The organism is Neorhizobium sp. DAR64862/K0K3 (genome assembly GCF_050500185.1).
Lineage (GTDB): Bacteria > Pseudomonadota > Alphaproteobacteria > Rhizobiales > Rhizobiaceae > Neorhizobium > Neorhizobium soli.
Window position 1 is genome coordinate 1,637,919 of sequence record NZ_CP191449.1, and the last position, 14,744, is coordinate 1,652,662.

13 protein-coding genes are annotated in these 14,744 nt (G+C 60.2%); 2 read left to right on the forward strand and 11 right to left on the reverse strand.

Annotation, left to right across the window (positions count from 1 at the left end):
• Positions 1 to 25: 25 nt before the first annotated feature.
• From tatC to ACQY1L_RS08015, 9 genes are all read right to left on the reverse strand, one after another.
• Entirely contained in the window at positions 26 to 850 is an 825-nt protein-coding gene (gene tatC, locus ACQY1L_RS07975; protein WP_062457539.1) for a twin-arginine translocase subunit TatC, read from the reverse strand.
• Entirely contained in the window at positions 850 to 1,605 is a 756-nt protein-coding gene (gene tatB / locus ACQY1L_RS07980; RefSeq protein ID WP_209900690.1) for a Sec-independent protein translocase protein TatB, read from the reverse strand. Before tatB ends, tatC begins: the two co-directional genes overlap by 1 nt.
• Before the next feature lie 31 nt (positions 1,606 to 1,636).
• Complete coding sequence (locus tag ACQY1L_RS07985; RefSeq protein ID WP_062457545.1) at positions 1,637 to 1,867, reverse strand: twin-arginine translocase TatA/TatE family subunit; 231 nt, start codon at positions 1,865 to 1,867, stop codon at positions 1,637 to 1,639.
• A gap of 195 nt (positions 1,868 to 2,062) precedes the next feature.
• Positions 2,063 to 2,758, reverse strand: coding sequence for an SMC-Scp complex subunit ScpB (gene scpB, locus ACQY1L_RS07990; protein WP_430243866.1), 696 nt, complete (start codon positions 2,756 to 2,758; stop codon positions 2,063 to 2,065).
• A gap of 17 nt (positions 2,759 to 2,775) precedes the next feature.
• Complete coding sequence (locus ACQY1L_RS07995) at positions 2,776 to 3,618, reverse strand: segregation and condensation protein A (protein WP_371816173.1); 843 nt, start codon at positions 3,616 to 3,618, stop codon at positions 2,776 to 2,778.
• Between the two features lie 31 nt (positions 3,619 to 3,649).
• Positions 3,650 to 4,666, reverse strand: a complete 1,017-nt coding sequence (gene nagZ / locus ACQY1L_RS08000) for a beta-N-acetylhexosaminidase (RefSeq protein WP_430243705.1) — start codon at positions 4,664 to 4,666, stop codon at positions 3,650 to 3,652.
• Between the two features lie 78 nt (positions 4,667 to 4,744).
• Complete coding sequence (locus tag ACQY1L_RS08005) at positions 4,745 to 7,489, reverse strand: SPOR domain-containing protein (protein ID WP_430243707.1); 2,745 nt, start codon at positions 7,487 to 7,489, stop codon at positions 4,745 to 4,747.
• 212 nt (positions 7,490 to 7,701) lie between these two features.
• Positions 7,702 to 9,459, reverse strand: a complete 1,758-nt coding sequence (gene argS / locus ACQY1L_RS08010) for an arginine--tRNA ligase (protein WP_430243709.1) — start codon at positions 9,457 to 9,459, stop codon at positions 7,702 to 7,704.
• Between the two features lie 64 nt (positions 9,460 to 9,523).
• Positions 9,524 to 10,744, reverse strand: coding sequence for a deoxyguanosinetriphosphate triphosphohydrolase (locus tag ACQY1L_RS08015; protein ID WP_113110973.1), 1,221 nt, complete (start codon positions 10,742 to 10,744; stop codon positions 9,524 to 9,526).
• A 186-nt stretch (positions 10,745 to 10,930) separates the two neighbouring features.
• On the opposite strand from ACQY1L_RS08015, the gene erpA reads away from it, so the two are divergent.
• Both erpA and xth read left to right on the forward strand, forming a co-directional pair.
• Complete coding sequence (gene erpA, locus ACQY1L_RS08020; RefSeq protein WP_062580337.1) at positions 10,931 to 11,260, forward strand: iron-sulfur cluster insertion protein ErpA; 330 nt, start codon at positions 10,931 to 10,933, stop codon at positions 11,258 to 11,260.
• A gap of 95 nt (positions 11,261 to 11,355) precedes the next feature.
• Positions 11,356 to 12,165 (forward strand): exodeoxyribonuclease III, encoded by an 810-nt coding sequence (gene xth, locus ACQY1L_RS08025; RefSeq protein WP_430243711.1) that lies wholly within the window; start codon positions 11,356 to 11,358, stop codon positions 12,163 to 12,165.
• Between the two features lie 55 nt (positions 12,166 to 12,220).
• Here xth and exoR read toward each other — a convergent pair whose 3' ends face one another.
• Together exoR and ACQY1L_RS08035 are read right to left on the reverse strand one after the other, a co-directional pair.
• Entirely contained in the window at positions 12,221 to 13,015 is a 795-nt protein-coding gene (gene exoR, locus ACQY1L_RS08030) for an exopolysaccharide production regulator ExoR (RefSeq protein ID WP_062457569.1), read from the reverse strand.
• Between the two features lie 475 nt (positions 13,016 to 13,490).
• Positions 13,491 to 14,726, reverse strand: a complete 1,236-nt coding sequence (locus ACQY1L_RS08035; RefSeq protein WP_092662102.1) for an OmpP1/FadL family transporter — start codon at positions 14,724 to 14,726, stop codon at positions 13,491 to 13,493.
• Between the last annotated feature and the right edge of the window lie 18 nt (positions 14,727 to 14,744).

Consider the following 14,744-nt stretch of genomic DNA (forward strand, 5'->3'; position numbering starts at 1 on the left):
TGCGATATCGATCGAGAGAAAAACCTCAGGCCTTCTCCGTCTCTGCGACGTCAGACGAGGCCTCATCACTCGAAGCGTCCTCATCGCGTCTGCGCTCGACGAGTCGCGCGGCGTAGATGGAAATCTCGTAGAGAAGGATGGTCGGTATAGCAAGACCGATCTGGGACATCGGATCCGGCGGCGTCAGGACGGCGGCAACGACGAAGGCGATGACGATCGCGAACTTGCGCTTCTCGCGCAGCCACTTGCTGGACAGGATGCCCACGCGAGCAAGCAGCGTCGTGACCACGGGAAGCTGGAAAACCAGTCCAAAGGACAGAACCAGCGTCATGATGAGGCTGAGATATTCCGAAACACGCGGAAGAAGCGAGATCCCCACTTCACCCTCGGTCGGCGCCTGCTGCATGGCCAGGAAGAACCACATCACCATCGGCGTGAAGAAGAAGTAGACCAGTGCGCCTCCAAGCAGGAACAGCACAGGCGAGGCAATCAGGAACGGCAGGAAGGCTGCCCGCTCGTTCTTGTAGAGCCCGGGAGCCACGAACTTGTAGATCTGCGAGGCAATCACCGGAAAGGCAATGACCAGCGCGCCAAACATCGCAACCTTCACCTGGGTGAAGAAGAATTCCTGCGGCGCGGTGTAGATCAGTTCGGATTTCGCGATATCGAGCTTTGCCCAGATGACCGCCCATTTGTAGGGAATGACGAGAAGGTTGAAGAGCTGCTTTGCGAAGAAGAAGCACACGACGAAGGCGAGGAAGAAAGCGCCGATCGACCAGATGAGCCTTGTCCGCAACTCCATCAGATGCTCGATAAGCGGCTGCGGCTTATCTTCGTAATCACCGCTCATCAGGCATCGTCCTTCGGGGTATCGACAGGCTTCTTCGGGGTACGCTTGCGGGCGGCTGCAAGCTTGACGGCCGTCTCAGTCGTTTCAGGTGCGGACACCGGGACCTTGGCCACGCGAACACGTTTCGGCTGTTCGGCAGACGTCGCCACTGGGGCAGGCTTCTCCGCCCTCGTGGATCTGCGTGTCGTTGCAGGCTTATCCACAGCTGCCGGCTCACCCGTGGCCGCCAACTTCGGTGCGCGAGGCTTTCTAACGCGACCGGGTTCGGCAGGCGTTGTCGCCTCCGCTGGTGCCGGCGTCACAGCAGAGGACGTCGGCGCAGCAACAGGAGATGCCGTGACGGGCGTAACCGGAACAGCCGCAACAACAGGCGCCGTATCGGCGACCGGAGCACCTTCGACAGCATGCTGCGCTTCGACATCCGTGCTCACCGGCGTCGGCGTCGACGGCATATGCGTCGCCTTTTGCAGATCGTTTCGGATGTCCTGCCCCATCTGGCGAAGCGGATTTATCGCGTCGCGCAGGCTGTTGGCGGGATTGAGGCTCTTGGCGTCCGAAATCGTCTTCCGGACGTCATCCATGTCTGCCTCGCGAAGCGCCTCGTCGAACTGCGTCCGAAAGTCACCCGCCATCTTGCGCAGGTTTGATGTCATCTTCCCGAAAGCGCGCAGCATGGGCGGCAAGTCCTTGGGACCTACGACCACGATAAGCACAATGGCAATGACAAGTAGCTCGGTCCAACCGATATCCAACATTCAGCGAGGCTCCTGAAACCCTCCCGACCAATTAAGACCGAGTGGTTTCCTTGATCTCGTCGGGCTTGTGATCGACCGTCCTGCCGCCGTTCACAGTATCGGTAGGCTTTGCCTCAGGGGCATCCTCGTCCGCCATGCCTTTTTTGAAGCTCTTGATGCCTTTGGCAAAGTCGCCCATCAGCTCAGGAATCTTGCCGCGTCCGAACAGGACAAGCACGATGACTAGAACGATCAGCCAGTGCCACACACTAAAAGAACCCATAGTCTAACTCCATTGGAACGTGACCCCGATGTAAGCTTTTTAAGTTTGTTTTTCAAACACCAAATACGTTGCACGAAAAGCTATGAACGGATGACTTTCGCGATCTAGCGACGCTGCTGTCGGCAACGGACGATCACGCACGGTCCATATTCGGGAACACGGGAATAATAAGGGGAAAGCTGGCTGAAAGCCCTGCTAGCCATCACTGTCGCCGGTTGGCGGCAGCAAGCCAAGCTCCTCTAGGTCAAGCTGGGTGATGGGGTCTTCCTCGTCCGAAAGCTCGTCCTCACCGCCCGGAACCGGCACCGAAAAGCCGGATGGAATGCGACCGGATAGAAGTCCCGCGCCCTTCAATTCTTCGAGACCAGGAAGATCGCGTAGCTCTTCCAACCCGAAATGATCGAGAAAATCTCCTGTCGTTCCGAGTGTCACCGGTCTGCCCGGCGACCGACGCCGACCGCGGAAACGAACCCAGCCGGCTTCCATCAGTACGTCAAGCGTACCTCTTGAGGTCTGGACGCCGCGAATATCCTCGATCTCGGCGCGGGTCACAGGCTGGTGGTAGGCGATGATGGCAAGCACTTCGAGGGCGGCCCTCGACAGCTTCTTCACGTCGCTGTCGTCTTTGCGAATGACGAAGGAAAGGTCTGCTGCCGTGCGGAAAGCCCAGCGATCGGCCACCTTGACCAGGTTCACTCCGCGTGAGGCATAGATGCCCGCCAGTCTCTGCATCACGGCCTGGATATCTTCTCCCCGTGGAAGACGCTCAGCCAGAAACGCTTCAGAGACAGGCTCGGCCGATGCAAACACGAGGGCTTCGGCGATCCGCTCGATCTCCTCCGACGAGTAGGGCACCGGCACAATAGTATCCACTGCCGCGTCGTCGTCCATCGCGTCCTCGATCTGGCTCATTCGGCTGTCCCTGCCTTTAGAGGCAACGTCTCGGCCTTCGGCCGCCCGGGTCCCTTTCTGAGATAGATTGTCTGGAAAGCGCCATCCTGGCGGATCTCGAGCTGTCCTTCGCGCACCAGTTCCAACGAGGCGGCAAAGGCGCTGGCAGTCGCAGTGACGCGATCCTGCGGCGGCAGATACGGCAGAAGGTACTGCTGCAGGGCCGTCCAATCGCCGATCTCGCCCAGCATGCGGTTGAGAAGGTCCCTCGCCTCAACCAGCGACCAGACCTTGCGGCGTTCGATCGTGACATGGGTGATGGCGTTGCGCTGCCGGAGATTGGCGTAGGCCGACAACAGGTCGTAGAGCGATGCGTCATAGGCCGACGGCCTGTGCTGCGGGATATGCTCCGGTGCCCCACGTGCAAAAATATCGCGACCGAGTCGGTTACGGTTGACGAGCTGAGCTGCTGCATCGCGGATTGCTTCCAGCCGTTTCAACCGGAAGGCCAGAGTTGCCGCCAGTTCCTCGCCGGTCGGGCCGTCGTCGATCTTGATCTGCTTGGGGATCAGCAACCGCGACTTGAGATAGGCGAGCCAAGCTGCCATCACGAGATAGTCGGCTGCCAGTTCGATCCGAACGCGCCGCGCGCTGTCGACGAATGTGAGATACTGCTCGGCGAGTGCCAGGACAGAGATCCGCGACAGATCCACTTTCTGGCTGCGCGCAAGATGCAGCAGAAGATCGAGCGGTCCCTCGAAGCCCGCGACGTCGATCACCAGGGAAGGATCATCGATCGCCCGCTCGGTCACGTCCTGCCACATCTTGTCCATCGGAATGGCATTTTCAGCTTTTGTCATCGCCATTCCGATCCGTCTTCACTGTCGGCGGTCAGGCGACCCCAATCAGTCCGTGGAATTCGTCGCGAAGCGTGTCTTCCTGTGCATCGTCAGCAACCGGGAAACCCTGCTCCACCGCTTTGGCACGTCGAAGCGCCTCGCCGCCAAGCGGGATCGCCTCGTTCACAACCGCCTTCATTTCGTCCATCAGGCCGTTGCAATGCAAGACGATATCACAACCGCCCCCAACGATTCTCGCCGCGCGCTCGCCGATCGTGCCCTTTAGGGCGTTCATCGAGCTGTCGTCGGACATCAGCAGGCCATCGAAGCCGATATGACCGCGAATGACATCCTCGATGACTTTCCGAGAAATCGTCGCCGGCTCTTCCGTGTCGATCGCGGTGAAGACGATATGCGCGCTCATCGCCATCAACTCGTTCTTGAGCGCCACGAAGGGCAGGAAGTCATGCGCTTCGAGTTCCGCCCGCGATGCCGATACGACCGGCAGTTCATGATGCGAATCGGCCAAGCCGCGGCCGTGGCCCGGGATGTGCTTCATCACAGGAAGCATGCCGCCAGCCTTGAGGCCATCGGCCGCAGCCTGCCCCATCTCGGACACCGTCTTCGGATCGAAGCCATAGGCCCGGTCGCCGATGACGTTGCTGGCGCCTTCCACCGGTACGTCCAGGACCGGCAGGCAGTCGACGTTGATGCCGAGCTTCATGAGATCGAAGGCGTGCAGCCGCGACATCAGCCATGCGGCGCGCAAGCCCATTTCACGGTCATTCTTGTAGAGAGCCCCCAAGGCGGCGGCTGACGGATAACGCTCGATCATCGGCGGACGGATACGCTGAACACGGCCACCCTCCTGGTCGATCAGGACAGGCGCATCCGGGCGGCCGACGGTGTCGCGCATGGCTGCAACCAGATCAGTGATCTGGGCCGGCTCGACACAGTTGCGGGCAAAGAGAATGAAACCCCAGGGACGCTCATCCCGGTAGAGCAGGATTTCGTCCTGGGTAAGCTGCGGGCCGCTGGAGCCCAGGATCATCGCTTTCGATTCGGTCATGTTCGATCCTAGAAAACTGGGAGCAGAATAGAAAACGGGGCGCTGTGCGCCCCGTTCGATGGTTTCTCGTCAAAGATCTCAGCGAGCGACGAGGCAGGTGCCGCCGACACCGCGATACTTTTCGCAGAGTGCTACGGCTTCCGTCTTGCTGCCGGCCGGGATCCGAACGCGATAGAAGGTACCCTTGCCGGCGATTTCAGCAGCCTTGATATCGACCCCACGCCCGCCGATCACGTTGCCGAACTTCGACGACAGGTTCTGGTAAGACCTCTGAGCGTCAGCCTGGGACGGCAGCGATGCGATCTGAATGACGTAGCCGCCCTCGCCGACCGACGCGACCTGTGCATTGGCAGCGGCAGGAGTTGCCGAAACCGGCTGAACCTGTGCTGCGGGAGCGCGAACGTTGCCCTGATCGCTGACGGATGCGACGACATTGACCGGCTGCTGCGAAGGACGAACCTTCGGGACCGGCGCCTTCGCGACAGCAGCAGGTGCCGAAGTGTCCAGTGGCGCCATAGTGGCTGCCGTCATCGGCGCAGACGCCGGGATGATTTCGGCAACCGTGCTTGCAGCAGGTGCAGATGCGGCGATCGCAGCGGCCGGAGTGACTGGCTGGGCCAGTTCCGGAGACTTCACCGAAGCCGCCGGCATCTTGCCTGTATGCGCCGCAGCGAGCGCCGGAGCCGGCACTTCCTGTTCTACGAGCTTCCCATCCGGACGCACGATCATCGTCTTTACCCGACGCGGCGTAACGGTGAGAGGATCCTGTCCGCCCGTCGAAGCAACCTGCTGGCCCTGATCGGGTAGCAGACGTGCATCCTGGGTCTCGCCGGTATCGGTCGGATCGATATCGTTTTCGCCTTCGAGCGGAAGGCTTTCCGGCATCAGAGTCTTTTGAACGACATCGACCGGCTGCTCTTCGCTGGAGATCAGCGCTTCCTGCTTCGGCGTTTCGGATGCAGCGCCGGCAACGCGGTCGTAAACAGCCTTGTCCTGATTCGGAACGGTCTTGCCACCCGGATTTTCCGGGACAACCTTTACCGGATCGGTATCGGCTGCGATGACGACCGGCTCGCCGCCCATCATCCGCGAAGGTCCGCTACCCAGCATCGTGTAGGCACCTGCGCCAGCAACGACCAGGACGCCCACAACGGCGATGGGAAGAAGCCACGTCCGGGACGCCGACCGGGGCGAACGCTGGTCGAGGTCGTTTTCGTATCCGTTGAGATCGCTGTCATGGTCGTTGGCCGGAAGCGGCGCGACAAGGCTGCGACGGAAGTCTTCTTCCAGGGCCCGCTCGAAATCGTCGAGGTCGGGGTAAGCGCTGCCCGATGTCTGCCGAGGCTGCTCTGGGAAATTGCCGGCAGCGACGGAAGCCGGGGCAGCCGCCTCCTGATGCCGCGGTGCCGGAGCAGTCTGCGACGTCGGGTTTACCAAGAGCGCCGCGAGTTCTGCATCGATATCGATATCGTACTCGGACGCGTAGGCAGGCTCTTCTTCCGGCTGCTCGACCGGCAGGTCCGGCACGTTGAGATCGGCGATCGCCTCGACATGCTCTTCCGATTCGGAAATCATCGCCGCATCGAACGGCATTTCCGCTTCGACGACGGCGACTTCTTCTTCCGGCTCAGGCGCTGCTGCAACGATGGGTGCTGCTGCAGCCGCGGGCGTCGAGACGGCGGCAGGGATTGCCGCGGCAGGTGCCACCGGCTGAACGGAGTTTTCCGCCACCACGATGTCGGCTAGATCGAGTTCGAGATCGTCAAGCGCCAGTTCAAAGTCTTCGTCGGCGAAAGGATCGAAGTCATCTGCCAGGTCGGCGACGGGTGCCGCCTGCTGAACAGTCGGCGTTGGAACCGGCGTCGGGATCACGGGCGCCGCCACAGCGGCAACGATCGGAGCGACGGCGATTGGCTGCGGCTTGGAGACCGGAGCCTGCGGCAGTTCGAGTTTCGGCTCGGCGCGAACAGTCGCAGGCGCTTCCTGGCTGACCGGGAAACGGGCAACGTCATAAACCAGCTCGTCAAGCGGCGAAAATTTCTGCGCCTCCAAAGTGGGCTGAACGACCTCTTTCACAGCGACCGGTTCAGCAGCGCGAGGCTGTTCAACCGGGGACGCAACGGCCTTGGGCTGGACAACCGGCGGCTTTTCGACGGGGCGTTCCAGCGGCGTGACACCGGCATTCAGACCGAAATTCGCAAGCGGCATGCGGAAGCCCGGCGTGTAACCGGTGCTCTTGCGGGGTTCAGCCCGAACAGGCTCCGGCGCCGAAACCATGGAAGCTGCGACGACTGGCTCGGCTGCAACGGCGAACGAGCTCTCCAGCTCAGCGGCCAGATCGAAAGCGTCAACCGACGGTTCCTGCCTGGACTGAGTCGCAGGCTGATAGTCATCGGCGCCCTCTACCTCCGCACGCAGTGTCGGAAGGCCATGGAAATTTGACGGGTCGAAATTCGGCTCGGCCGGTGCACGGTGAGCATCGACGGCAGGGGAAACACCTTCCGCCTCTGCAGGTGCCGCACCGAACGGATCGACGGAAAATTCCGGAGCATCGAAAGGGTTGAGATCTTCCTGCTTCTGCGACACCACGGACTGGACCGGCTGTTCGAAAACCGGCTCGCGTTCGATGGGAGGCTCATAGGCAATAGAAGGCGCAGCCTGATAGCCGTGATCGACCGGCAAAGGCGCCTCCACGCGGGAAGGCTTGGCGTCGAGCGGGATATCGTTGACCGGATCGATCCGCGGAGTATCGTATTGCTCGAATTCCCGCAGCAACTCGTCTTCGAGATTGAAGGCCGGCTCGCGGCGGGCAGATGCCGCCATTGGCGCAGAACCCACGGAAGGGGCAGCCGGATTCGCGACTGTCCGTTCCTCGTAGCCTACGATGCGAGCGAGCTCTGCCAGAGGATCGCCGTCAGCAAAAAATTCCGGGGCGTCATTCCGGCTACGCGCTAGGTTGTTGTCCGCCATTCGCTCGTCCACTCACCACCATTACAACTCATCTGCCAGTGCAATGTGGGGAAATGAGGGCGTTTTTACCGCATTTCCTCAGGTGCCGCTGTACCTGTGATTGCAAGTCCCGACTTCAGGACACAGGCGACTGCGTGCACCAGTCCAAGCCTGGCAATGCTCAATTGTCGGTTTTTATCGTTAACAAACCGTAATTCCGGTTGGTCCTTGCCCTTATTCCAGTGAGCATGGAAGAAACTGGCCAGATCATAGAGGTAAAATGCGAGCCTGTGCGGCTCCTGGGCCAGAGCTGCAGCTTCGACGATTCGCGGATATTCCGCAAGCTTCGCGACCAGCTGAAGCTCGCTCTTGTCGGTGATTTCGCCAATGTTTTCAGCGAAATCCAGCGTCTCGGTATCCAGACCCGGAAACGCCTCCCTTGCCTGGCGGAAGATCGACATGCAGCGGGCGTGGGCATACTGGACATAAAAGACAGGGTTGTCTTTCGACTGCTCGGTCACCTTGGCAAAATCGAAATCGAGCGGCTCCGAGCTCTTCCGGTAGAGCATCATGAAGCGAACTGAGTCGCGACCGACCTCGTCCACGACGTCACGCAGCGTCACGAAGTCGCCGGAGCGCTTCGACATCTTGACCGGCTCGCCGTTGCGGTAAAGCTTGACGAGCTGGCAGAGAAGAACAGTGAGCTTTGCCTTGCCTTCGGAGACGGCGCGCGCCACGGCCTCGAGCCGCTTGACGTAGCCACCGTGGTCGGCACCGAGCACGTAGATCATCTCGTCGTAGCCGCGGTCGAACTTGTCCTTGAAATAGGCAACGTCGGCGGCGAAATAGGTGTAGCTGCCGTCCGACTTGATCAGCGGACGATCGATATCGTCGCCGACTTCGGTCGAGCGGAACAGCGTCTGGTCGCGGTCTTCCCAGTCTTCGGGAAGCTGACCCTTCGGCGGCGGCAGCTTGCCCTTGTAGACATGGCCCTTGAACGTCAGATCGTTGATCGCCGCACGGATGCGCTGCGCGCCGTCCGCATGCAGCGTGCGCTCGGAATAGAACACGTCGTGATGCACGTTGAGGGCTTCGAGATCTTCGCGGATCATGGCCATCATCGCGTCGATGGCCTTCTCCTTGACGATCGGCATCCACTCGTCTTCGGGCATGGCATGCAGCCGGGGACCGTATTCAGCGGCCAGAGCCTGCCCGACCGGGACGAGGTAGTCGCCCGGATAGAGGCCAGCCGGAATCTCGCCGACTGCTTCGCCCAACGCCTCGCGGTACCGGATGAAGACCGAGCGGGCCAAAACGTCGATCTGGCTGCCAGCGTCGTTGATGTAGTATTCCTTGGTGACGTCATAGCCGGCAAAGGCCATCATATTGGCGAGCGCATCGCCCACGACAGCGCCGCGGCAATGACCGACATGCATCGGCCCCGTCGGATTGGCCGAGACATACTCGACGTTTGCCTTGCGACCGGCACCTACATCCGAGCGGCCGTAGTCCGTCCCTTGCGCAATCATCTTGGCGAGCATCTGCTGCCAGTATCCGGTGGAAAGCCTGATATTGATGAAGCCGGGACCGGCAACGGAGACTTCCGAAATATCCGCGTCGCCACGCAACGCTTCGGCGATGATCTCGGCGAGCGCGCGCGGGTTGGTGCCGAGAGGCTTGGCAAGCACCATCGCTGCATTGGTCGCGACGTCGCCATGGCTCTGATCGCGCGGAGGCTCGACCGTGAGGCGTCCGAAATCAACCGCACTTCGATTTTCTCGAATGATTTCGAGAGTTTCTAGCGCGTTCTTAATTCTATTGTCGAATTCGGCAAAAAGATTCATATGTCTACATCCGCTCAAAGTGTTTTTGGGCGGGCCCCTCGAAGCCATTGGTGTCGGGCAGGCCCTAGCGCAAATCAGGAGTCTGGTCAAACAACTCGGCATGGACGCGGGTTGCGTAGGTGTCGGTCATACCGGCAAGATAATCTGCAACGTGGCGCGCGCGGGCCGCCTCCGGGACGCCGTTCATCTGCTTGACCCAGTAGTGGCCTTTCATCAGCGCCGGGTCGTCCATGTAGCGATGGAACAGGTCGACGACGATCTGCGAGGCGCCGGCCCGGATGCGCATGATTTCGGGGTGACGGTAGATCCGGGAGAACAGCACTCGTTTGATCTGCTTGTCGGTCTGCGCCATCTCGTCGGAGAAGGTCGAGATCACCCTTCCCGCCATGCGCACATCTTGTGCGCTCTCGGGTGCAAGCTCTCTAAGGTTCTTCTGGGAGACCGCGATAACGTCCTCGACCATGTGGGTGATCTGGCGGCGCGTCACTTCGTAGGCAAAGCGGGTCGGGTCCAGATTGGGGTATTTCGTCCTCACTTCCTGCATCAGTCCGGCGAGGAACGGCACCTCCTCCAGCATATCGAAAGTGAGCAGGCCAGAGCGAAGCCCGTCGTCGATATCGTGGGTGTTGTAGGCAATGTCGTCGGAAATCGCCGCGACCTGCGCCTCCAGGCTGGCATAGCTCGAAAGCTCGAGATCGTGCAGGAGGCAGTAGTCGCGGATCGGCTGCGGCAAAGGACCGTGGGAACCCTCGCTGCCGTCGGCCATCATCAAAGGGCCATTGTGCTTGACGAGACCCTCAAGCGTTTCCCATGTCAGGTTGAGACCGTCGAACTCCGCGTATCGCCGCTCAAGCTTGGTGACGATACGCAGCGACTGGGCATTGTGGTCGAACCCGCCATATGGCTTCATCAGCTCATCGAGCGCATCCTCACCTGTATGTCCGAAGGGGGTGTGGCCAAAATCGTGAACGAGCGCGACGCCTTCTGCCAGATCTTCATCCAGCTTCAGGGCACGGGCCAGCGCGCGGGCCACCTGCGCCACTTCGATCGTATGGGTCAGCCGCGTTCGGTAATGGTCGCCGTCAGGACTGATGAACACCTGCGTTTTGTGCTTGAGCCTGCGAAACGCCGTCGTATGGACGATACGGTCACGATCGCGCTGAAACTCCGAGCGCGTCAGGCTGCTCGCTTCGGGAAACAGGCGGCCCCGCGAGGCCCAGGGATTGGATGCATATAACGCACGCTCGCCCCCACCGAAACCAAGTACCCCCGTATCGATCGCCATAACCGTCCTTAATGCCTCAAGCGTGCCTGCGTGTTGTCGTGTATGGGTACGCCCCATTGACGCGCCGTTCAGGTCTTCATACCTATAGTGTTGCCGTGTGCAACGGCAGTGACATCCATCTTCGAGTTATCAGGGTGCCTTTACCCAAGACTCACCGGGCCTTTACCCCGGCAGGAGACCATTGAAATGACGATGAACGTAACTCTCTCCGATGCTGCAGCCAAGCGGATCGCCCAAATCGTTGCGGCAGAATCCGAAAAGCAGTCTCTGCGTGTTTCTGTTGAAGGCGGCGGCTGCTCCGGTTTCTCCTACAAGTTCGACCTCGCGGGCGCGCCGGAAGCAGATGACGTGGTGATCGCCAACGGCGATGCCAAGGTGCTGATCGACAGCCTGTCCATCGTCTACATGGAAGGTTCAGAGATCGACTTTGTCGATAATCTGCTTGGCCAGTCATTCCAGATCAAGAATCCGAACGCGGTCGCAAGCTGCGGCTGCGGTACCAGCTTCTCCATCTAAGATCTTCCGGTCGTCCTGATCAGATTGCCACTCGACCCTTCCCATCAGCTTGTCTTTCGCTAAAAGGATAGGCTGAAGACGGAAGGACGATTGCAATGAAGATTGCCACCTGGAACATCAACGGCATCAAGGCGCGGATTGATAATCTGCGTCAGTGGCTTGCCGACTCGTCGCCTGACATCGCCTGCCTCCAGGAGATCAAATCCGTCGACGAAGGCTTTCCGCGGCTCGAGATCGAATCGCTTGGCTATCATGTCGAGACACACGGCCAGAAGGGCTTCAACGGGGTGGCGATCCTGTCGAAGATAAAACCCGACGAAGTGATGCGCGGTCTACCCGGTGCCGTCGGTCCCGACGGACAAATTGACGAGCAATCGCGCTACATCGAATGCGTCTTTTCCGTTCAGGGCGGCGTGATCCGCGTTGCGTCGATCTACCTGCCCAACGGCAACCCGTCCGATGACCCGGTCAAGTACCCGTACAAGCTTGCCTGGATGGAACGGCTGCGGCTGCATGCCCAGCAATGCTTGGCACTCGAGGAGCCGCTGATACTTGCCGGCGACTACAACGTCATTCCCGAGCCGCACGATTGTTTCGATCCGGCCGCATGGGCGAAAGATGCGCTCTTCCTGCCGAAAACGAGGGCGGCATTCCGTGCGCTCGAAAATCTTGGCCTGACGGACGCCGTTCGCGCAACCACGGATGCCGCCAAGCTCTATACGTTCTGGGATTATCAGGCGGGCGCCTGGCAGAAGAACAACGGCATCCGCATCGATCATCTGATGCTGTCGCCGGAAGCTGCCGACCGGTTGAAGGCGACTGTCATCGAGAAGCATGTGCGCGGATGGGAAAAACCGTCCGACCATGTCCCGGTCGCCGGGATTTTTGATTTCGCGCCGGTCTGAGCGGTTTTTGTCCCTGATCGCCCGGATCTAACAGGAAGCAGCGGACGCCGCCTCCTCAGTCCATACCCTTGGCAAACTCATGCGAAAGCGCGATCGCACCGCGACGGTCTTCCTCGCTTGCCATAGAAAAAGCCTGCTCCTGCAAGGGCTCCATCCAGATACAGTCCTTCGTGCTGCACTTGTCGAGTGCAGCCGTCAGGAAGGCGAGACCGCGGACCGTCTGTCCCTCGTCGAACAGGATGTTGCCGAAAACGGCCATGGCGCCCGGATGGCCGCTCTTGCGGGCTTGGTTCAGCCACTTCTTCGCCTGCTGAAGGTTTGGCGATCCGCCCTCGCCTGCAAGAATCATCTTGGCAAGCTGGAACTGCGCCTCCGCGACACCGAAGGTCGAAGCGACCTGAAAATAGATCTGCCGCGCCTGGGCAAGATCGGGCTTCACCGGTGTATCGGGGATGCCGCGGCGATAGTAGGTCGCAAGCGACAGAAGCGCGTTGACAAAAAAACCGGTATCTTCCGAGCCGGGTTCGACGCCCTGCGTGGCGATCTCGTTATAGATCTTGAACGCCTCGAGATCGTTCTTCGTGACGCCATCGCCGAAGGCGTACATGTTCGCCAATGCCCAGCGGGAACCGGTATGTCCCTTCTCGGCGGCATAGCGATACGCTTCGACCGCGTCTTCCTTCTGGCCGTTCTTGTAGGCCTTGAAGCCGAACTTGAAGAGGTCGAAGGGACCCGATTCCTTGGTCACGCCGGATTGGATGTCGAACGCAGCTGCCGAGCCCACCACAGCCGAGGTGAGCGACACGCCAAGAAGCAATACTTTCATGGACACAATGCCAAACTTCGACATGTTTCAGTTTCTTCCCATACACCCGGAAGTCATAGAGCTTGCCATCTCCGACCGATTACACGGCCTGATCAGCCAACCGGCGATCAGCGAGACGCCAGCTATCGCTGCCGTTCTAGAATGGAAACTGTACGTCCCGTTTTCGGCAAGAGTAGGACCTGCCGGCAAAACGCGCCGAAGTTGTGCGCGGCGATCCGATCCGCCTGCGACAACGCGGCCAAAGCCCCGTATTCTATTGAAAAACCCGCCCATGGTACTCCAATTCACACGCGCCGCCCCCGCGGTCCGTGTCCGTTATTCCTTTACCGCTGCTCCCTGTTTGTGGCGGGAAATGGACAAAATCTCCGTTGTTCGCCGACCCGCTCATCGTGGCACAAGACTGTTGCCAAATCGTCACAAATTCGGAGGGGTCGGCGAAAACGCGCCACAAACGAAAAAGCCCGGCTCGAACCGGGCTTTTGCTAATTAGTAACTGTTTTCAGAACTTTACCTTCAACGACGTAGAAAGTGCTGCAACCAGGTCGCTATCGTATTCGTAGCTCGCTTCGTCGCCGACGGGGATGCCGTCAATGGACGATGCGCTGGACTCGCCACCCGTCAGGATGCCGAGCACGCCGCCAAGGCGAATCTCGACGTGCTGGGTCGGGGCATAGGAAACGCCGGCGCTGAATAGCCAGGTATCTGTCTGCGTTCCGAATTCCTGCGATGTGCCGCGATCCCAGGTGAGGCTCAGGGCCCCACTCCACTGTTCGTTGAACTTGTGGCCGATGCCGCCGGTGATCGTCCAGCCGTCGCGATAGCCGAGATCGAGCGATGTGATCTCAACACCGTTGTTGTAGAAGGGAATGCGCTGCAACTGGCTCCAGTCGGTCCACTTGACCGAACCGAAAGCAAGCCAGTCCGGTGCGATACCCGACTGAAGCTTCAGCTCGAGAGCATCCGGCATAGCCGTCGAGCCCTCAACCGGCACGACGGTACCGGCGTAGACGCTGCCGACCGGGACCTGCGTCAGATCGACAGTACCGGTGACCTCGTCGAGCTTCACCTGGCTATAATACATCAGGCTCGCGCGGAATGCGTATTCCGGGATTTCGTAGGCCGCACCGGCGCGCCAGCCCCAACCGTCGCCTTCCAGGTCCAGACGACCAACACCGCTGAACGCGAAGCCAAGCGCTTCAGGGGCGATCAACAGCCGTTCCTTGAAGCCATCCATGCGCAGATAGTTCGCGCCGCCGATCAGGCGAAGCTGGCCAGGGCCGGCATCGAAGCGGTAGGAACAGGTGGCTGCGTAGTTGTCGCTGTCGACCTTCGTCTCGATGTTGTCGTTGGCACCCGCCCAGTTGGCGCCGGGATTGGTATGCGCACCATAGGGCTGAGAATAGTCGAACATGCAGTCGACGGAATCGCCGATACCCGCCTTGATGCCGATCCGCGGCGACCAGTAGCTCTCGCTGTCGTCAGCAGTGCTCGAATAGGAATAGCCGGGTGTCGTGCTGAGGTTGCCGTCCGGTCCGGTGATGGTGTCTTGCGCGTTCTTCAGCTTCCGCTGCGGCATGACGTAGGTTGCCGTCGCTTCGGCGGCATAGGGCGACCTGTCAAACAGAAGGTCGATATTGTATCCCCCACGTTCCAGTCCGCCCGCTAACGCTGGCGAATAAACGCTCCATCCAGCCATCAGAACAAAGGCGCCCTTGGCGATGTAATTGCTTTGCATCTCGTCTCCCACTCCCAG